The organism is Microbacterium sp. Root53 (genome assembly GCF_001426925.1).
Lineage (GTDB): Bacteria > Actinomycetota > Actinomycetes > Actinomycetales > Microbacteriaceae > Microbacterium.
On sequence record NZ_LMFR01000014.1, the window covers coordinates 1 to 18,072 of the forward strand.

At 69.7% G+C, this 18,072-nt stretch carries 17 protein-coding genes; 9 read left to right on the top strand and 8 right to left on the bottom strand.

What is annotated here, in order from left to right; all coding sequences use genetic code 11:
• On the top strand, positions 1 to 478 hold a 478-nt coding region (locus tag ASD19_RS07720), incomplete at its 5' end, for a transposase (protein WP_235563000.1).
• Between the two features lie 87 nt (positions 479 to 565).
• On the opposite strand, the gene ASD19_RS07725 is transcribed toward ASD19_RS07720, so the two are convergent.
• From ASD19_RS07725 to ASD19_RS07755, 7 genes are all read right to left on the bottom strand, one after another.
• On the bottom strand, positions 566 to 1,105 hold the full coding sequence (locus ASD19_RS07725; RefSeq protein ID WP_082543079.1) for a helix-turn-helix domain-containing protein: 540 nt from the start codon (positions 1,103 to 1,105) through the stop codon (positions 566 to 568).
• Between the two features lie 62 nt (positions 1,106 to 1,167).
• A complete protein-coding gene (locus ASD19_RS07730; RefSeq protein ID WP_055990791.1) occupies positions 1,168 to 2,181 on the bottom strand; it encodes an ABC transporter permease in 1,014 nt (337 codons plus the stop codon).
• A 25-nt stretch (positions 2,182 to 2,206) separates the two neighbouring features.
• Positions 2,207 to 3,682, bottom strand: coding sequence for a sugar ABC transporter ATP-binding protein (locus ASD19_RS07735; RefSeq protein ID WP_055990794.1), 1,476 nt, complete (start codon positions 3,680 to 3,682; stop codon positions 2,207 to 2,209).
• On the bottom strand, positions 3,679 to 5,322 hold the full coding sequence (locus ASD19_RS07740; protein ID WP_055990797.1) for an amidohydrolase: 1,644 nt from the start codon (positions 5,320 to 5,322) through the stop codon (positions 3,679 to 3,681). Before ASD19_RS07740 ends, ASD19_RS07735 begins: the two co-directional genes overlap by 4 nt.
• An 18-nt stretch (positions 5,323 to 5,340) precedes the next feature.
• On the bottom strand, positions 5,341 to 6,492 hold the full coding sequence (torT, locus tag ASD19_RS07745; RefSeq protein ID WP_082543081.1) for a TMAO reductase system periplasmic protein TorT: 1,152 nt from the start codon (positions 6,490 to 6,492) through the stop codon (positions 5,341 to 5,343).
• Between the two features lie 65 nt (positions 6,493 to 6,557).
• Positions 6,558 to 7,694, bottom strand: coding sequence for an FAD-dependent oxidoreductase (locus tag ASD19_RS07750; protein WP_055990800.1), 1,137 nt, complete (start codon positions 7,692 to 7,694; stop codon positions 6,558 to 6,560).
• Between the two features lie 181 nt (positions 7,695 to 7,875).
• Positions 7,876 to 9,120, bottom strand: coding sequence for an ammonium transporter (locus ASD19_RS07755; protein WP_055990803.1), 1,245 nt, complete (start codon positions 9,118 to 9,120; stop codon positions 7,876 to 7,878).
• A 224-nt stretch (positions 9,121 to 9,344) separates the two neighbouring features.
• Here ASD19_RS07755 and glnT point away from each other — a divergent pair, with 224 nt between their 5' ends.
• The 8 genes from glnT to ASD19_RS07795 are packed head-to-tail and all read left to right on the top strand — an operon-like array spanning position 9,345 to position 17,324.
• Positions 9,345 to 10,697 (top strand): type III glutamate--ammonia ligase, encoded by a 1,353-nt coding sequence (gene glnT, locus ASD19_RS07760; RefSeq protein ID WP_055990806.1) that lies wholly within the window; start codon positions 9,345 to 9,347, stop codon positions 10,695 to 10,697.
• A gap of 28 nt (positions 10,698 to 10,725) precedes the next feature.
• Positions 10,726 to 11,694: a glutamine amidotransferase gene (locus ASD19_RS07765; RefSeq protein ID WP_082543082.1), complete on the top strand. Its 969-nt coding sequence runs from the start codon at positions 10,726 to 10,728 to the stop codon at positions 11,692 to 11,694.
• The gene (locus tag ASD19_RS07770) at positions 11,691 to 12,404 is read left to right on the top strand and encodes a hypothetical protein (protein ID WP_055990809.1); all 714 of its coding nucleotides are present in this window, start codon (positions 11,691 to 11,693) and stop codon (positions 12,402 to 12,404) included. The genes ASD19_RS07765 and ASD19_RS07770 overlap by 4 nt, the downstream gene beginning before the upstream one ends.
• A gap of 17 nt (positions 12,405 to 12,421) precedes the next feature.
• Positions 12,422 to 13,792, top strand: coding sequence for an FMN-binding glutamate synthase family protein (locus ASD19_RS07775; RefSeq protein WP_082543083.1), 1,371 nt, complete (start codon positions 12,422 to 12,424; stop codon positions 13,790 to 13,792).
• Entirely contained in the window at positions 13,789 to 14,364 is a 576-nt protein-coding gene (locus tag ASD19_RS07780) for a HutD family protein (protein ID WP_055990813.1), read from the top strand. The genes ASD19_RS07775 and ASD19_RS07780 overlap by 4 nt, the downstream gene beginning before the upstream one ends.
• A gap of 14 nt (positions 14,365 to 14,378) precedes the next feature.
• Positions 14,379 to 15,524, top strand: a complete 1,146-nt coding sequence (locus ASD19_RS07785; protein WP_055990816.1) for an FAD-dependent oxidoreductase — start codon at positions 14,379 to 14,381, stop codon at positions 15,522 to 15,524.
• 11 nt (positions 15,525 to 15,535) lie between these two features.
• Entirely contained in the window at positions 15,536 to 16,732 is a 1,197-nt protein-coding gene (locus tag ASD19_RS07790; RefSeq protein WP_055990828.1) for an allantoate amidohydrolase, read from the top strand.
• Positions 16,733 to 16,739: 7 nt separating this feature from the next.
• Positions 16,740 to 17,324 carry a helix-turn-helix domain-containing protein gene (locus ASD19_RS07795; protein WP_055990819.1) on the top strand — a complete coding sequence of 195 codons (585 nt, stop codon included), beginning with the start codon at positions 16,740 to 16,742 and terminating at the stop codon, positions 17,322 to 17,324.
• Between the two features lie 71 nt (positions 17,325 to 17,395).
• Here ASD19_RS07795 and ASD19_RS07800 read toward each other — a convergent pair whose 3' ends face one another.
• Entirely contained in the window at positions 17,396 to 17,977 is a 582-nt protein-coding gene (locus ASD19_RS07800; protein ID WP_327040469.1) for a CoA transferase, read from the bottom strand.
• Positions 17,978 to 18,072: the final 95 nt, after the last annotated feature.

The following is an 18,072-nucleotide window of genomic DNA, read 5'->3' on the forward strand; positions in this document are numbered from 1 at the left end:
CTTGGCCTCATCGAGCATCCGCAGCGCGCGCTCGCGCATCTCGGGAGAGTACTTCCGGTTCATCGCGTTCCATCCTTGCTTCAAGAACGGAACGAAACCCAGGCCGATTCAGTTCGATCGGCTGCTGGACTACGTCGACCAGAAGCTGCCCGACGCGTTCGAGCACCTCGACACCGCCCGGGCCGACATCCTCGCCTTCACCGGGTTCCCAGAGGGCCTCTGGCAGCAGATCTGGTCCAATAATCCGAACGAGCGGCTCAACCGTGAGATCCGCCGCCGCACCGACTCGGTGGGCATCTTCCCGAACCGGGACGCGATCATCCGCCTCGTCGGCGCGGTGCTCGCCGAGCAGACCGACGAATGGGCCGAAGGCCGCCGCTACCTCGGCCTCGACATCCTCGCCAAAAGCAGGCTCACCCTCGTCGCTGACAACAGCCCCGAGGAGGTGACCGACACCAACCTCGAACTCAGCGCCTGAACCATCAACACGAAGGACCGAGCGCTACACCACCACCAGGGACTTGACCGCCCAGCGGGGCCGGCGCGCGGCGGGAGGCCGTCGTCGTCACCGCTTGGCGGAGATCCAGAGCCACCGAGCCGGCCGGGCGCCGGTGTTCGCGTACGAGTGCGGCAGGCGCGGGTCGATCACGAGCGAGTCCCCCGCGCCGAGACGGTGCACCGTGCCGTCGAGAGTGAACTCCAACTCGCCCTCGAGCACGAAGATGCACTCCTCGTCCTCCGGATGAGTGTATGAGTGGACGCGCGAGCGTCGCCCCGGCTCGAGCATCGCCTCCAGCACCTGGATGGTGCGGGTCGTCTCGGGAGTCACGTATCGGTCCCGATAGACGCCCGAGCCTCCAGACAGCTGCTCAGCAGGGGAGGAGGCGTCCGGCACCTCACGCACGATGGCCTGCATCGGCACGTTTAGCGATCCGGCGATGCGCATGAGCGAGTCGAACGACGGTTCCGATATCCCTCGTTCGACGAGCGAGAGGAAGCTGACGGAGAGACTCGTGTCGGCCGCGATCGACGCCAGAGTGCGTCCCGCAGCCTTCCGGAGCTTGCGGATCCGGTCGCCGTCGACGTGCATCGAGCGTTCCCCCATCCTTCCCCGATCATACGGCTGGAGCGGCTTTGCCGAACCTGGCGTGAGACCGCCCGCGGCGATCACGCCTTCTCTCGGAGTCGTTCGACGCCCACGGCCAGAATGAGGACGGCCCCGATGACGATCTCCTGGATATAGCTCGCCACGTGAAGGAGGTTCATGCCGTTGCTCAGCACGCCGAGGAACAGCACGCCCAGAAGCACGCGCCAGACGATGCCCTCGCCGCCGAACAACGACGTGCCGCCGAGCACGGCCGCCGCGATGGACAGCATCACGTAGCTGCCCCCTACCGACGCCTCGCCCGAACCGAGCCGCGACGTCAGCAGCAGCCCGGCGATCGCGGAGAGCGTCCCACAGACGACGAAGGCCAGGATCAGGGTGCCCTTCACGTTGATGCCCGCGACGCGAGCGGCCTCGGCATTCCCGCCGACCGCGTACATGTTGCGCCCCGCGGGAACGCGCGTCATGAACAGCGTGACGAGCAGAAGCAGGAGGGCGGCGACGATGACGGGCACAGGGATTCCTGCGACTGCGCCGGTGCCCAGCACGTCCATGAGGGAGAAGGGAACTCCCGTGATGGGGGCACCCTTCGTGATCAGCAACGCGACGCCGGTGAGGATCGAGGTCGTTCCGAGCGTCGTCATGAACGACGGCACGCGCCAGACTGCCACGATCAGTCCGTTGAAGAGGCCGACCGCCACGCCGACGGCGATCGCTATGCCGACGCCCGCGACGAGAGCCAGCGGCCCTTCGCCGATCGCAGCGGTGGCCGAAGCCACAATCACGGACGTGAACGCGACCGTCGCGCCGACGGAGAGGTCGAGCTGAGCGTTGATCAGCACCACCATCTGTCCGAGCGCGATGAGCAACAGGAAAACGGATTGGCGAGCGACGTTGATGATGTTGCCAGATTCCAGGAAGCGAGGTTCCAGGATGGCGAACGCCACGCCCAGCGCGAGCACGAGGAGAGGCAGCATCAGAAGCATGAGCCGATTGGCGACGCGCGTGCGCGCGACCGCCACAGCGATGCGCTGCGTGACCGTCTGGCGGTCGGGTCCGGTGGAGAGAGCAGTCATGTCAGTTCCTCTTCGGGAAGGGAGTTCAGAAGAATCGTTCGGCGATCGCCTGTTCGGTGATCTCGTCGCCGCGCAACTCGCCGCGGATGCGCCCCTCGGCCACGACGTAGACGCGGTCACTGATGCCGATGAGCTCGGTGAGGTCGGACGAGACGACGACCACCCCGGCGCCGCCGCGCGCAGTGCTGTCGATCTGCGCGTACACATCGGCCTTCGCTCCCACATCGATGCCCACGGTCGGCTCGTCGAACACGTGGACCACGGCTTGACGCAGGAGCCCTCGGGCGATGAGCGCCTTCTGCTGATTGCCCCCCGAGTACAGCAGCGCATGGCGAGTCACGTCGGCGGGACGCAGAGCGAGCCGTTCCGTGAGCTCCTCGGCGCGCCGCCGTTCGGCCCGCCTGTCGATCAGCCCGAAGCGGGTCAGCCCGGCGGAGCCGAGCGCCCCGAGAGTGACCGACTCATAGAGCGGCCGGCGCAGCACGAGCCCCTCCCGACGGCGGTCGGAGGGGTAGTACATCAGGCCCGCCTTGAGCATCCCGGAGATCGTGCGGGCGCCGCAGGGCTTCCCTCCGATGAGAACGGTGCCCGATCTCGCAGGCTGCAGCCCAGCGAGCGTGCGGGCCAGCTCCGACTTTCCGGACCCGATCAGGCCTGCTATCCCCACCACCTCTCCGGCGTGGACGACCAAGCTCGCGTCGTGGACGCCGACGGCGCTGAGATTCGCGACTTCGAGCACGGCGGGACCGGTCGCTCCCGGGGTGTGCGCGTAGAGCTGCCCCGCCGGTCGGCCGATCATCGCCTCGACGAGCGCATCCGCTCCGACGGGGGCGGTGTGCGTGGCCACGTGAACGCCGTCACGCAGCACTGTGACGACGTCGGCGATGTCCAGCACTTCGTGCATGCGGTGGCTCACGTAGATCACACCGACGCCTTCGCCTGCCAATCGGCGCACGATGTCGAGCAGACGGCGGCTCTCTGACTCGCCGAGGGACGCCGTCGGCTCATCGAGGATGAGGAGGCGGGCCTCGCCGATCAGCGAGCGCGCGATCTCGATCAGCTGCTGCTCGGAGCGGGACAGCCTGCCCGCGCGCGCGTCGACATCCAGGTCGACGCCGAGCCTGGAGAGGACTGCCCGCGCCTCATCGCGCATGCGGCGTCGATCGATCAGGCCGGCTACCGTCGGAGTGGAGCCCAGCGTGATGTTCTCGGCGACGCTCATGTGTGGCGCGATGTGCAGCTCTTGGAACACCGTGCGGATTCCGAGGTCCGTGGCCTGCGTCGGCGAATCGAATCTCACCGGTCGGCCGTCGAAGAGGATCTCGCCGGAGCTGGGAGCATGCAGTCCGCTGAGCGCCTTGATCAGAGTGGACTTGCCAGCCCCGTTCTCGCCCATGACGGCGTGAACCTGCCCGGCCAGCACCTTCAAGGAGACGTCGCTGAGCGCGATGAACGGGCCGAACGCCTTCGACAGGCCCCGCAGCTCGAGCAGAGCGCTCACTCGCCGGCCTTCCCGGCGGTGAAGACCTCTACCCCCGCGCGGTGAACCGCGAGCGTCTCCGTCGCCGCGATGCCGTCTGTGGAGGAGTGGACGGGGTCGCGTCCGACGATGACCAGGTCGGCTTCCTTGCCCGCCTCCAGGCTGCCGAGCCGGTCAGATGCGCCGAGGGCGCGAGCGGCGTCGAGCGTGTGTGCTCGGAGCGCCTCCTCGACGCTGATCGCTTCCGTCGGCTCGACCTCGACGTCCCAGAAGCTGCGACGCGCGACTGCGCTCCAGATCGTGTGCCACGGATTAGTAGCGTCGATGTCGCCCCCGACCGCCACGTCCGAGCTGAAGGCGGGCGCCACGGCCGCGTCGAGGATGGTGCGCAGCGGCACGCGCCCGTTGACGCCGTGGCCGGGAAAGAGCATCGGCAGATAGTCGCCGATGAAGTTCGACAGGAACCCCGGCTGCAGCACGGGGACGACGCCGGTCGCCTTCCACGCATCGATGTCGGCCACATCCTCCAGCACGTTCCCGAGGTGCTCCACGCGCACGTCGATCCGGTGCGGGAAGGCGCTCAGCGCCTTCAGGACCTCCGCCTGGGCACGAGTGCCGTTGGTGTGCAGGGCGACCTGGATGTCCCTCTCGGCGGCCAGGCCGAAAGCGTGCAGCAGCTCGTCTCGGCTCTTGTTGAGCCGGCCTCGGTACCCGGGGCGCGGCGAGTGATCCGGGCTGTACGGCTGCAGACTCGCGGCGTTGCGCGCGGAGTACCCGCCGTCGACGAACATCTTCACTCCCTGTGCCCAGAGGCGTCCGGGTGAGCCTGTGAAGCCCGCGACCCAGTCGAAGGCCTCGTCGACCGGTCGGAATCCCGGCGCGATGGCATATAGCGCGACGCGGCAGGCCGCGCTCTCGTCTGCGGCGAGGCCCTCCAACGCGCCGAGCTGCGCGTCGGACTCCAGCATCTCTCCGACGGTGACCACCCCGTTGGCGAGGTAGTCCGCCGCGTACCGCTCTCGCACCCACGCCGTCGTCTCCTCGCGAGAAGGCGCCGGGATAGGCAGGTGCCCGTCGACTTCCGCGACGTACCCGCTCGGGTTGCCGTCGTTGTCCACCCCGACGACGGGACTGCCCCAGAGCCCCATGCCGGCCTGAAGGAAGCGTTCGACGCGTGCGGCACGCAGCGCCGCCGTGTTCAGGATCGACACATGCCCGCCGCAGTGGATCACGATGGGGTGACGGGTCGAGACCGCGTCGAGCTCGCTTCGCGTCGGGAAGCGGCGCTCGGCGAGCTTCTGATCGAAGAAGAGATTGCCGTACCCGATCACCCATTCGCCCTCAGGCGTCTCACGCGCTCGGTCGCGCAGCGCGTCGGTGACATCGGCGATGCCCGTGCAGCGCGGAACCCGGCAGTCGACCCCGCGAGCGGTAGCGACCGCGTACTGCGTCAGGTGCACGTGGGGGTCGACGAAGGCGGGCAGAGCGGCTCCGTCGCGGGGCACGTCGATGACGGGCACACCGCGTGAGATGAGCTCATCCGCGAGCCCGGCGTCGCCGACCGCGGCGATCTGCGAGCCGCGTACGTGCAGCGCCTCGACGACACCATGAGGTCCCATCGTGCGGATCGTCCCCCGCACGACGTACTCGGTCTTCTGCATGACGGGAGCCATCCCGGATCAGCGAGTCGACTCGACGACCGAGACGGGCTGCCAGCCCTCCGGCGCGAAGCTGCCCGTCGCGTCGAAGGACTCGACGTTGTCGGAGCCGCCTTCGGCAGAGCCGCAGATCAGCAGCGGCTCCGGGGAGAAGCGTGTGGGCGGCTCGGCGAGAACCTCCTGCTCGAGGAGCCGTACGGCAAGGTCGACCGACATCTGACCGATGAGACTCGACTGCTCTGACGGTCCGCAGTTCGCACGACCGGCCGACATCAGCTTCACGGTCTCGGGGGTGACGTACGTGCCGTACAGCGCGACCTGCTCGGTGCGTCCCTGCTCTGCGAGCACGGCGACCGCGGACTCGACCATGACGGCGTTGCCCACCAGGGCATCGATGTCGGGATTCGCGGACAGGACATCCTCGATCAGGCCGAGCTGCACCTCTTTGCCGGTGTCGCCGTACTTGACGTCGACGATCTCGACGTCGCTGCCCTCGATCGCCTCCTGGAACCCGAGCAGCGAGCGCTCTGCCCAGCCTGCGCCGGCCGGTCCTGGCAGCACAGCCACCTTGAGCGGCTCAGCGCTCTCGGCGAGATGCGTCCCGATCACGCCGCCCATGTCGACGTAGTCCTGCAGAACCCGACCGGGCACGTCCGGGAGGGAGAACCCGTTGCCGACGTCGACGACCGTGATGCCCGCATCCATCGCACGCTGCACGGCCTGGTTGACCGAGTCGTAGCTGACAGCGCTGACGAGGATCGCGTCGGCGTCGGAGCTGACGCAGTCCTCGATCTGGGAGACCTGCTTGGAGAGGTTCTCGTAGCCGCCCGCGTCGACCACCGAGAGGTTCACGTCGAGCCGCTGTGCCTGGAGCACGAGCCCGTAGTCGACGCCCACCCACGTGGAGTCCTTCAGGTGCGGGATCACGGCGCAGAGGCGCCACGGCGCGGTCACGTTCTCGGCGTCGAGCGAGGTGTATTCGGTCGCCTCGCTCGGGCCTGTGCAGCCTGCCGGGTCCACATCGTCCGACGAGCAGTCGGTCACAAGGGCTGGGACGGTCCAGGAGTCGCCGCTGATGGGCTCCTCGCTGGCCGTCCCGCCTTCCTGCGAGCAGGCGCTGAGTGACACGGCGGCGAGTGCCGCCAGCAAGAGGGCGGGCTGTGTGCGATTCATGGTGGAGCTCCTTCAGTCGTTGTCCATCGGACGAATGCGTTTGGGTGCAGCTCGAAGAAGACGGATCAGGGGACGCGCACGTGGCCAGCGGGGTAGTGCTCGGCGGCGAAGTTGATGGCGCCCTGCACCCTGCGGGACGAGGCGAACCGCTTGACGAGGGTGGAGCGGATGTCGAGCAGCGGACGCGGCCAGTGCGTTCCCACGCGGCCGTAGATGCGCGAGTACTTCTGCACACCGTCAGCGATCGGCCGCATCTGCGCTTCCCACGAGCGCAGGGCCATGTCGAGATGACGGGAGTTCGAGGCATGCACGGCGAGCGAGACGGCGTTGGTCATGGCGACGCACGCCGCCTGGCCGAGGTTCGGCGACATCGCGTGGGCGGCGTCGCCCACGAGCACCGTCCTCCCGGCGCGCCAGGAGCTGACCGTGACGTCGTGGAAGGGCGCCCAACGCCCCTCCGTGTCGGTGGGGATCCGCTCGAGCTGCGAGCGGAACTCGGGGAAGGACTCAAGCCAGGTGCCGGGGCTGAAGGGCTGCTGGTCTCGTCCGTCGTGGTCATCCGCGGGGCAGCAGAGGAAGATGTATGTCTCGTCGGGTGAGCAGGGGACGATGCCGATGCGGCGACCGCCGTTCCATTGCTCGATCGTGCGTCCGACGGGGTCATCGGCCGTTCGGGGGACGATGTGCCTCCCGCCGCCATCCCGAAGATCGACCAACGAGGTGCGGAGCCCGAGGGCGTCGCGCACCTTCGAGAACACGCCGTCTGCTCCGATGGCGAGATCTGCTCGATACTCGGTTCCGTCCGCGCCGACGAGCGTTCCGTTCGGGAAGGCGCCGGTGATGGGGGAGTCGGTCACGATCTCCACGCCGAGCCGCCTGGCGTTGTCGACCAGCGAACGGTGGAGGTGTCGTCGACCGACCGTGACCAGGCGGTGGTTCTGCAGCCACTCCTCCTGGAGCGTCTGGCCGCGGTGGTCGCGCAGCAGCGGTTCCTCGACCCACTCGCCTTCGGCGACGACCGTGTCGTACGCCCCGATCTCCTCGAGCGCTCGAAGACCGTTCTCCCACAGGTAGATGCCGGCGCCGATCTCTCGCAGCTCGGACGACTTCTCGTGCACCCGCACGGACCATCCGGCTTTGGCGAAAGCGGCTGCGGCCGTCAGTCCTGACAGGCCGGCGCCCGCGATCTCGACATGGCTCATGCGCTCACTGCTCCTAAATTTCTAGTCAATATTGAGTGAAATTTGACCTCGTGATCAAGATAGGGATGTCGGGTTGTGGGTGTCAAGCAGTTTCTGAGCGGACATGGAGATCGCACGGGTGGCGCGTGTCGCGAGCAGAGCCCACCCGCATCGCCCGTGCGATCCTTATCCGCGGCCGTCATCAGTCCGTGAGCGTGTACGCCCCTTCGTGGTGCACGGTGTCGATGCCGGCGATCTCGTCCTCGTTCTTCACGCGGAATCCGATCGTCTTCTCGATCGCGAAGCCGAGGATCCACGTGATGGCGAAGGAGTACGCGGCGACGCCGACCGACGCGATCACCTGCACGACCAGCTGGGAGAGGTCGCCGCCGGTGAACAGCCCCGTTCCCTGGGCGAAGAAGCCCAGGTACCAGCAGCCGAGGAAGCCGCCGACGCCGTGGATGCCGACCACGTCGAGCGAGTCGTCGAAGCCCAGCTTGTACTTCAGCTCGATGGCGAGGGCGCAGACGGCGCCTGCGATGAGGCCGAGCAGCAGGGCCCAGCCCGGGTCGAGCGCGGCGCACGCCGGCGTGATCGCGACGAGGCCGGCGATAGCGCCCGAACCCGCCCCGACCGCAGTGGCCTTGCCCTCCTTGACCTGCTCGACAAGCACCCAGCCGATGATGCCGGCGCAGCCCGCCACCAGTGTGTTGACGATGATCTCACCGGCGTCGACGTTGTCGGGCCCGAGCAGGCCGAAGGTGCCCTCTGCACCGGCGTTGAAGCCGAACCACCCGAAGAACAGGATGCCCACGCCGATCAGAGTCAGGGGCACGTTGTGCGGTTTGGCGACGCCCTTCGCGAAGTGAATGCGCTTGCCGAGCACAAGAGCGAGCGCGAGGGCGGCGGCGGCCGAGTTGATGTGTACGGCCGTGCCGCCGGCGTAGTCGATCGTGGAGGCCTCGAGGCCGAGGATCTCGCCGAGATCGAACACCCAGCCGCCCGCACCCCAGACCCAGCCGGCCACCGGGAAGTACGCGAACGATGCCCACAGGCCGGCGAACACCAGCCAGGAGCCGAACTTCGCGCGGTCGGCGATCGCGCCCGATACGAGAGCGGTGGTCGCGATCGCGAAGGTGGCCCCGTACGCCGCTGAGATCAGGGTGAAGCTGTCGAGGCCAGCGAGCGCGAAGTTCTCGGTGATTGGGTTGCCGGCGAACTGGAAGCCGGGGAACGAGCCGTCCTCGGCATCCGCGATCACCGACATGTTGAAGCCGTAGAGCACCCAGAGCATGCCGACGACGCCCATCGCGCCGACGCTGAGCATCATCATGCTGACGACGGACTTGGCCTTGACCATGCCGCCGTAGAAGAGCGCGATGCCGGGTGTCATGAAGACGACGAGGGCGGTCGCGACGATCGCCCAGGTGAACTGTCCGCTGTCCATGGATATGCCTCTCTCGTGGGGTTGCGCACACCGGGGGCGGTGTGTGCAACCAGGTTTACGGACAGGGAACTGAACCGGGTTTCGCGATGATGAAGTCCGTGTTTCGCGAACCGCCGCGCATTTAACAGGGTTGTAACGCCCTCGAACACTGCGAGTCGCCGTGGGCGCGCTAACGTCAGGGAACACAATTCACTGGTGGTAAACTTCCCGCGGAGGAGAGATCGATGACCCTGCTCAGCCCACCGGCGACCGAGATGCTGGCGCCGACGCTCAGCCTGAAGGAGCGTGCCCTCGCCGATGACGTGCGGTTCATCCTCGCGCTGTTCGTCGACATGAACGGAAAGCCGTGCGCCAAGCTCGTGCCGATCTCGGCGGCCGACGAGCTGGAGGCCGGAGAGCTCGGATTCGCCGGCTTCGCGGCGGGCCTCGTCGGTCAGCGTCCGCACGACCCGGACCTCATCGCGGTCCCCGACATGGACTCGTACATGCCCGTGCCGTTCATTCGCGAGGGTCTCGCGATCGTGCACTGCGACCCGCACGTTAACGGCGAGCCCTGGCCCTATGCGCCGCGCGTCATCCTGAAGAACGCGCTGGCGGCGCTCGCCGAGCGCGGCTTCACGTGCAAGGTGGGCGCGGAGGTCGAGTACTTCCTGCTCGACAGGGACGACGATGGCCGCCTGATCACCGCCGACCGCCGCGACGGCGAGCGGGCGTGCTACGACGCGCGCGGCCTCACGCGGATGTACGAGCACCTCACCGCGGTCAGCGACGCCATGAACACCCTCGGCTGGGCGAACTACGCGAATGACCACGAGGATGCGTCCGGCCAGTTCGAGCAGAATTTCGCGTACGCGGACGCGCTCGTCACCGCCGATCGCGTCATCACCCTCCGCTACCTGATCAACGTGATGGCCGAGCAGCGTGGAATGACGGCGACGTTCATGCCGAAGCCGTTCACGGACCGCACGGGTAGCGGGCTGCACCTGCACCTGTCGCTGTGGCAGGACGGCAGCCCGGTCTTCCCGGACACCGAGGACGCTCGCGGCCTCGGCTTGTCCGGCACGGCGTACTCGTTCGTCGCCGGCGTGCTCGACCACGCGGCGGCCCTGCAGCTCTTCCTGGCGCCGAGCGTCAACTCCTACAAGCGCCGCGGCGCCACCACGAGCGCCTCGGGGGCGACGTGGTCGCCCCGCCGCGCGTCGTACGGGGGGAACGACCGCACCCACTTCATCCGCGTCCCCGACGGCAACCGCGTCGAGCTGCGCGCGGGCGACGGCTCCGCGAACCCCTACCTCGCCATCGCCACCACGCTGTTCGCCGGCATCGACGGCCTCGACCGGCGGGCCGACCCGGGAGACCCGTGCGGGCCCGGCGAGTTCCGGGAGGACTCGGCCGAGCTGCCGCGCACGCTGCTGCACGCTGTCGACGCGCTGCGCGACGACGACAGGCTGCTTTCCGCCGTGGATGGCGGCCGCGGCGTGGGCGCGTACTTCGCCGACGCGAAGGAAGAGGAGTTCCTGCGCTGGCACAACACCGTCAGCGACTGGGAGATCGACCACTACCTCACCGCGTACTGACACGCGGAGAAGACGACAGGAGAAAGACATGTGCGGTATCGCTGCGTTGCAGATCCGCAACCCGTGGCTGCGTGACAGCCTGGGGCGGCTCATGCACGGAATGCTCTGCGAGATCGTCGACCGGGGGCCGGATTCGGCCGGTCTCGCGCTGTATGGCTCGGAGCGGCTGACGCCATCGGGCACCGCGACCGTGACCGTCCTCGACGCGGGTTTCGCCGCAGACGAGCTCGCCGAGCGCCTCGCCGGCGTGCTGCCCGGTGGCAGCGACGTCGCGGTGACGGACTACGCGGAGTCGACGCTCATCAACGCGAAGGTCGAGCCCGCAGTGCTCGAGGCCGCAGTCGCCGAGGTCCTCCCCGAGGGCCACGTCATCGGGCGCGGCGAGCACGTCGCCGTGCTGAAGGGCGTCGGGCACCCGGTCGAGCTGGCCGAGGTCTACCGGCTCACGAGCGCCGGTGGCGTGCAGGGCCTCTCGCACACGCGCATGGCCACGGAGTCGGCGGTCACCGCCGGCGGCGCCCATCCGTTCACGGTGTCCGAGGACCTCTGCCTCGTGCACAACGGCTCGTTCAGCAACCACGCGTCCATCCGGCGCATGCTGCGCCGTCAGGGCGTCGAGTTCGACAGCGAGAACGACTCGGAGGTGGGCGCGCGATACATCGCCTGGCGGATGGCGCAGGGCGACGACCTCAAGACGGCACTGGAGAACCTCGGTGAGGTCTTCGACGGCTTCTACACGCTCGTCGTCACCACCGCCGACGGCATGGCCGTGGTTCGCGACCCCATCGCGTGCAAGCCCGCGATCATCGCGGAGACGGACGACTGGGTCGCCATGGCATCGGAGTACCGCGCGCTCGCGGAGCTGCCCGGCATCGAGAGCGCCCGCATCTTCGAGCCCATCCCCGGCGTCGTCTACACCTGGCACGTCGACGCCCCGCCGACGGCCGACGCCGGGCCGGCCGCCGACGCCCTCGTCGCGGAAGGAGCGACCCGATGACCACCCTGACCCCGATCGACGCCCGCACGACGGAGGCGACCGTCGTCGACCTGTCGACCGCGACCGTGCGGGAGCTCAACCAGCGGCTCCACGACGCGGCCGACGGCACGGCGTGGATCGTCGAGCACCCCGCGGGCCAGCACAACATCGCCGCGGGCATCGACCGCGAGCTCGACGTCACGATCGAGGGGAACGTCGGCTACTACTTCGCCGGGATGCACCAGCGCGGCACCGTCAAGGTGCGCGGCAGCGCGGGCGTGGGGCTGGCGGAGAACATCATGTCGGGCGTCGTGCACGTGACCGGAGACGCGTCCCAGTCGACCGGCGCGACCGGGCACGGGGGGCTCGTGGTCGTCGACGGCAACACGGGCGCCCGGTGCGGCATCTCGATGAAGGGCGTCGACATCGTCGTGGGCGGCAGCATCGGCCACGCGTCGGCGTTCATGGCGCAGGCCGGCCGGCTGGTGGTCTGCGGCGACGCGGGCGACGCGCTCGGCGACTCCATCTACGAGGCCCGGATCTACGTCCGCGGCGAGGTCGCGTCGCTCGGGGCGGACTGCATCGAGAAGGCGATGCGCGAGGAGCACCTCGCCGAGCTCGGCGAGCTGCTGCGGCGCGCGGGCCGCACCGAGGATCCGTCCGAGTTCCGTCGCTACGGATCCGCGCGCGACCTCTACCACTTCAAAGTCGACAACGCCGACGCGTACTGAGCCGAAAGGGAAGCAGCATGACTCTCGACCTCGCCACCCAGGACGTCGCCGCCCCGGCCCGCACCGCACAGGATCTCGCAGCACTCGGCCTGCGCGAGTCTGCCACGTTCGACCGGGCCACGATCCACGACATCCAGCGCGCCGCGGCCACCGGCATCTACGACATCCGCGGCTGGGGGGCCAAGCGCCCGCTCCCGCACTTCGACGACCTGCTCTTCCTCGGGGCGAGCATGTCGCGGTATCCGCTCGAGGGATACCGCGAGAAGTGCGGCACGGATGTCACGCTCGGCACCCGCCACGCGAAGAACCCCGTGCAGCTCGACATCCCGGTCACGATCGCGGGCATGAGCTTCGGCGCCCTGTCGGCCAACGCCAAGGAGGCTCTGGGGCGCGGCGCGAGCGCCGTGGGCACCTCGACGACCACGGGCGACGGCGGCATGACGCCGGAGGAGCGCGGACAGTCGAAGAACCTCGTCTACCAGTACCTGCCGTCGCGCTACGGCATGAACCCCGATGACCTGCGCAAGGCGGATGCGATCGAGGTCGTGCTCGGTCAGGGCGCCAAGCCCGGCGGTGGCGGCATGCTGCTCGGCCAGAAGATCACCGAGCGCGTCGCCGGCATGCGCACTCTCCCAGTCGGCATCGACCAGCGCTCGGCGAGCCGGCATCCGGACTGGACCGGGCCCGACGACCTGACGGTGAAGATCGCCGAGCTGCGCGAGATCACCGATTGGCGTGTGCCGATCTACGTGAAGATCGGCGCCTCCCGTCCATACTACGACACGGCGCTCGCCGTGAAGGCCGGCGCGGACGTCGTGGTGCTCGACGGCATGCAGGGCGGCACGGCCGCCACGCAGCAGGTGTTCATCGAGCACGTCGGCATCCCGACGCTCGCGGCGATCGGCCCCGCCGTCGCCGCGCTCCAGGATCTGGGCATGCACCGCACGGGCGTGCAGCTCATCGTCTCGGGCGGCATCCGCACGGGCGCCGACGTCGCCAAGGCCATGGCGCTGGGCGCCGATGCGGTCGCGATCGGCACGGCCGCGCTCATCGCGCTCGGCGACAACGACCCGCGCTACGAGGAGGAGTACGCGAAGCTCGGCTCCGCGGCCGGCTTCTACGACGACTTCCAGGAGGGACGCGACCCCGCCGGCATCTCGACGCAGGATCCAGAGCTCTCGGCGCGGCTCGACCCGGTGGCCGCGGGACGCCGCCTCGCGAACTACCTGCGGGTGCTCACCCTCGAGGCGCAGACGATCGCCCGCGCGTGCGGCAAGTCACACCTGCGCAACCTCGAACCGGAGGACCTCGTGGCCCTCACGGTCGAGGCCGCGGCCATGGCGGGCGTGCCGCTGGCCGGCACGTCCTGGATCCCGGGACGCGCGTGAGCGTCGGGCCGGGCGCGGCGACGGGTGCGCCCGCCATCGTCTCGCCCGGCTCGGTCGTCGCCGAGCCGTGGGCCAACGGCCTCGGCATCACCCGCGTGCTCGCACGGCGCCTCGCGTGGCGGCTGAGCCTCGCCGAGATCCGCGGCCGCAGCGTGTTCTCGACGTTCCCCGACACCGACCGGCTGCTCGTCCTCGCCGGCGATCAGCAACTGACCCTTGCGATCGACGGCGCCGTGCACCGGCTCGATCCGGGTGACATGGTGCGCTTCCCGGGCGAGGCGCGCGTGATCCCGACCCCGACGAGCGCCGGAGCGCTGGTCGTCAACCTCATGACCCCACGGGTGCTGGCCCGGGGCGAGAGCCGCATCGCGCACGTCGACGGGTCGCTCCGGATCCCGGCCGACAATGTGGAGCCGGCCGTCGTCCTCACGACCGGGCTCTCGCTCGAGGGGGAGCGGCTTCCCGTCGGGACCGCGCTGCTGCCCGGCGCCGCCGCGACCCGCCGGCTCGAGGGGCGCGGCGTCGTCGCTCGCTTCTCGATCCATCCCGTCCCCGCCCCGCCCACCGCCTGAACCCGGGAGAGAAGATGCCCCCCACCTCCGTCGCCGTGATCGGAGCCGGCCTCGCCGGCGCGGCCGCCGCCTGGCAGCTGGCCCGTCGCGGGCACGACGTCGTCGTGCTCGAGCGCACCGAGCCAGCCAACCACTGGGGCAGCTCCCACGGGTCGGCGCGCATCTTCCGGTACGCCTACCCGGACCCGCTCTACACACGGCTCGTCGTCGAGTCGCGACACGGGTGGGACGAGCTCGAACGCGACGGCGGGGTGACGCTGATCTCGCCCGCCGGGGCGATCGACCACGGCGACGCCCGCGATCCGGAGCGCCTCGCGCGGGTGCTGGCGGCGGCGGGCGTCGCGCACGAGCTCATCGACGTCGCGGAGGCCGCGGACCGCTGGGGCGGCATCGCGTTCGACGGGCCCGTGCTGTGGCACGAGGCCGCCGGCGTGATCGACGCGGAGAACGCGGTCCGCACGATGCTGCGTCTCGCCGAGGCCGCCGGAGCCGCCGTGCGCACGGGCTGGCAGGCCGCCGCCGTGTCGCCGCGCGGCGCGGGCTACGCGGTCGTGTCCACGACAGGCGAGGTCGTCGAGGCCGAGCAGGTCGTGGTGAGCGCGGGTGGTTGGCTGTCCGACCTGCTCGGCGGCCTCGGGCTGCCTCCCGAGCGTCTGGCAGCGTTCCCCGCGCTCGAGGTGCGGCAGGAGCAGGCGTTCCACTTCCCGTACCGCGACCCGCAGGATGTCTGGCCCACGATCATCCACAAGACCGCGCCGATCCAGGTGTACGCGCTGCCGGGAGGTCGCGACGCCGACTTCCGCGGGCAGAAGGTCGCCGAGTACAACGGTGGGCCCGTGATCCGCTCGGCCGCCTGGCACGACCGCGAAATCGACGTGGCGCGCCGCGAGCGGGTGATCGAGTACGTGCGGCGGAACCTGCCCGGTCTCGTGCCCGAGCCGTACGCCGAGACGACGTGCCTGTTCACGAACACCCCGGACGAGGAGTTCGTGATCGACAGGATCGACGGCATCTCGATCCTGTCGCCGTGCTCGGGCCACGGTGCGAAGTTCGCGCCCCTGATCGGCGAGTACGCGGCCCGGCTCGTGGAGGGCGACGGGACCGTGCCCGACCGGTTCCGTCCCCTCTCGGCGCGCGTCTCGAACGGGGCGCGCGCGTGAGCGTCGCGGGCATGCTCGCCGAGATCGCCCACATCGGCGCCGACCCTCGCGGCGGCTATTCGCGCCCCGGCTACGGCGACGAAGACCGAGAGCTGCGCGAGTGGTTCGTCGGCCACGCGCAGGCGCGCGGGCTCGACGTGCACCGCGACGGCAATGGCATCCTGTGGGCGTGGTGGCGCCCCGAGGGCAGCGCCGGCAAGGCGATCGTCACCGGCAGCCACCTCGACTCGGTGCCGGGCGGCGGCGGCTACGACGGGCCGCTCGGCGTCGCCTCCGCGCTCGCCGCGGTCGACGTGCTGCGCGCGCGGGGGACCACGCCGTCCCGGCCCCTCGCGCTGGCCGTGTTCCCGGAGGAGGAGGGGTCGCGGTTCGGGCTGGCGTGCCTCGGATCCCGGCTCATGGCGGGCGCCGTCGACCCGGAGCGGGCGCTCGCCCTGACGGACCGGGAGGGCGACACGCTCGCCGACGCAGTTGCGCGCGACGGGCTCGACCCACGCCATGTCGGGCTCGATCGGGCCGCGCTCGACGATACCGAGTGCTTCGTCGAGCTGCACGTCGAGCAGGGGCGCGGCCTCGTCGATCTCGGCCGTCCGATCGCGATCGGCGCCTCGATCCTCGGCCACGGGCGCTGGCGCGTCGTGGTCGGCGGGCAGGGCAACCACGCCGGCACCACGCTGATGGCGGACCGCCGCGACCCGATGGTCGCCGCGGCACGGCTCATCGTCGCGATCCGCGATCTCGCGCGCGGGGTGCCGGACGCGCGCGCCACCGTGGGGCGCATCGAGCCGGTGCCCGGCGGCACAAACGTGATCGCGTCGCGGGTCGCCTTCTGGCTCGACGTGCGGCATCCGGACGACCTGGTCACCGCGGATCTCGTCACGCGCATCCGTGACGCCGTCGCGCTGATCGCGGCTGAGGAGGGCTGCGCCGCCGACGTGCGCGAAGAGTCGCTCAGCCCCACCGTGGACTTCGACCGGGCGCTGCGCGCCGACCTGCGTCGCGCGCTGCCGGACACACCCGAGCTCGGCACAGGCGCCGGCCACGACGCCGGCGTGCTGGCGGACGCGATCCCGACCGCGATGCTGTTCGTCCGCAACCCCACTGGCATCTCGCACTCGCCCGAGGAGCTCGTCGAGGACGCCGACGCCGAGACAGGCGCGGACGCGCTCGCCGACGTGCTCTCGGCCCTCGCAGGTCCGTCCGTATGATGGGCGGATGACCGTCACCGATGGGGCGCCCGGGGGCGTGCTCGAACCGGTCATCGCCGCGCAGGTGCGCCACTACCGCGCGGAGCTGGGGCTCTCGGCCGCCGAGCTCGCGGCGCGCACCGGGCTGTCGAAGGCGATGATCTCCCGCATCGAGTCGGCGACCACGTCGTGCTCGCTCACGACACTGCAGCGCCTCGCGGAGGGGCTGCGCGTGCCGGTCACGGCGCTGTTCCGCGGCAGCGACAGCGATCGCGAGGCGTCGTTCACCAAAGCAGGGCAGGGCAGCGTCAGCGTGCGCAGCGGCACCCAGCACGGGCACCAATACCGGATGCTCGGTGTGCTGAAAGACGTTCCGGACGCGATCGAGCCGACCCTCGTCACCCTCACCGACGCATCAAACGTCTTTCCGCTGTTCCAGCACCCCGGCACCGAGTTCCTCTACATGCTCGAAGGCAGCATGGTCTACGGGCACGGCGGGTACGAGTACGAGATGGAACCCGGCGACTCCCTGCTGCTCGACGGCGAGGCCCCGCACGGCCCCGTGGAGCTGCGGGAGCTGCCGATCAGGTTTCTCGCGATTCGCGATCGCTGAGACGCGTCCGGGCGTGCAAGAGGGAGCTCGGCGGGCGGCCGGCAGCTCGCGGCTTCAATCCGATCGGGCCGTCAAGCCACCACGGACTGCTCGAGCAGCGTTGCGATCTGAGCCTCGTCGTACCCGATGCTCTGCTCTTGCCGTGCGGCTGCGTCCGCGAACTCGGGTCGCGCGGTGAGGTCATCGATCTCGAGTGCCCGACAGATCGAGCCGAGTGGGTCGGGCTGGAAGAGGCCGACCACGGCGATCCACCCATTCGCCGTGCTGAGGCTTCCGACGAGATTGTCCCGCTCCCAGTGGATCTCGTGCCGACGCAGCATCCAGGCTGTGTACTCCTGCATCTGCTCGAACAGGGCCGTGTCGAGCAGCGATACGTCCACACGCTGTCCCAGCCCGGAGGCGCCCCGTTCGAGGAGTGCGAGGAGCACGCCCTGGACCATGGCCATTCCCGTGCCGAAGTCGATGAAGGGGATCGGATGGATCTGCGGCCGGCCGTCGGCGTCGCGATTGTGCCAGGTCGCGCCCGACACGGATTGCAGCACCATGTCCTGAATGCCGAGGTTCTGCCACGGCCCGTCCTTGCCGAACCCTGTGCCGGAGACGTAGATCAGGCGAGGATCGCGTTCGCGCAGCTGCTCGTAGTCGAGACCCAGGGCGTTGTCATACGAATCGCCGACCGTTCCGATCGAGGGTGTCGCGCCGATCTCCGCGAGGCGTTCACCGTAGCGAATCGACGTGAACTGAGAGC

Excerpts from the sequence above, each read along its gene's own strand:
- ASD19_RS07725 (WP_082543079.1), bottom strand. The coding sequence starts at position 1,105 with ATGGGGGAACGCTCGATGCACGTCGACGGCGACCGGATCCGCAAGCTC.
- ASD19_RS07730 (WP_055990791.1), bottom strand. The coding sequence starts at position 2,181 with ATGACTGCTCTCTCCACCGGACCCGACCGCCAGACGGTCACGCAGCGC.
- ASD19_RS07740 (WP_055990797.1), bottom strand. The coding sequence starts at position 5,322 with ATGCAGAAGACCGAGTACGTCGTGCGGGGGACGATCCGCACGATGGGA.
- torT (WP_082543081.1), bottom strand. The coding sequence starts at position 6,492 with ATGAATCGCACACAGCCCGCCCTCTTGCTGGCGGCACTCGCCGCCGTG.
- ASD19_RS07750 (WP_055990800.1), bottom strand. The coding sequence starts at position 7,694 with ATGAGCCATGTCGAGATCGCGGGCGCCGGCCTGTCAGGACTGACGGCC.
- ASD19_RS07755 (WP_055990803.1), bottom strand. The coding sequence starts at position 9,120 with ATGGACAGCGGACAGTTCACCTGGGCGATCGTCGCGACCGCCCTCGTC.
- glnT (WP_055990806.1), top strand. The coding sequence starts at position 9,345 with ATGACCCTGCTCAGCCCACCGGCGACCGAGATGCTGGCGCCGACGCTC.
- ASD19_RS07765 (WP_082543082.1), top strand. The coding sequence starts at position 10,726 with ATGTGCGGTATCGCTGCGTTGCAGATCCGCAACCCGTGGCTGCGTGAC.
- ASD19_RS07770 (WP_055990809.1), top strand. The coding sequence starts at position 11,691 with ATGACCACCCTGACCCCGATCGACGCCCGCACGACGGAGGCGACCGTC.
- ASD19_RS07775 (WP_082543083.1), top strand. The coding sequence starts at position 12,422 with ATGACTCTCGACCTCGCCACCCAGGACGTCGCCGCCCCGGCCCGCACC.
- ASD19_RS07785 (WP_055990816.1), top strand. The coding sequence starts at position 14,379 with ATGCCCCCCACCTCCGTCGCCGTGATCGGAGCCGGCCTCGCCGGCGCG.
- ASD19_RS07790 (WP_055990828.1), top strand. The coding sequence starts at position 15,536 with ATGCTCGCCGAGATCGCCCACATCGGCGCCGACCCTCGCGGCGGCTAT.
- ASD19_RS07795 (WP_055990819.1), top strand. The coding sequence starts at position 16,740 with ATGACCGTCACCGATGGGGCGCCCGGGGGCGTGCTCGAACCGGTCATC.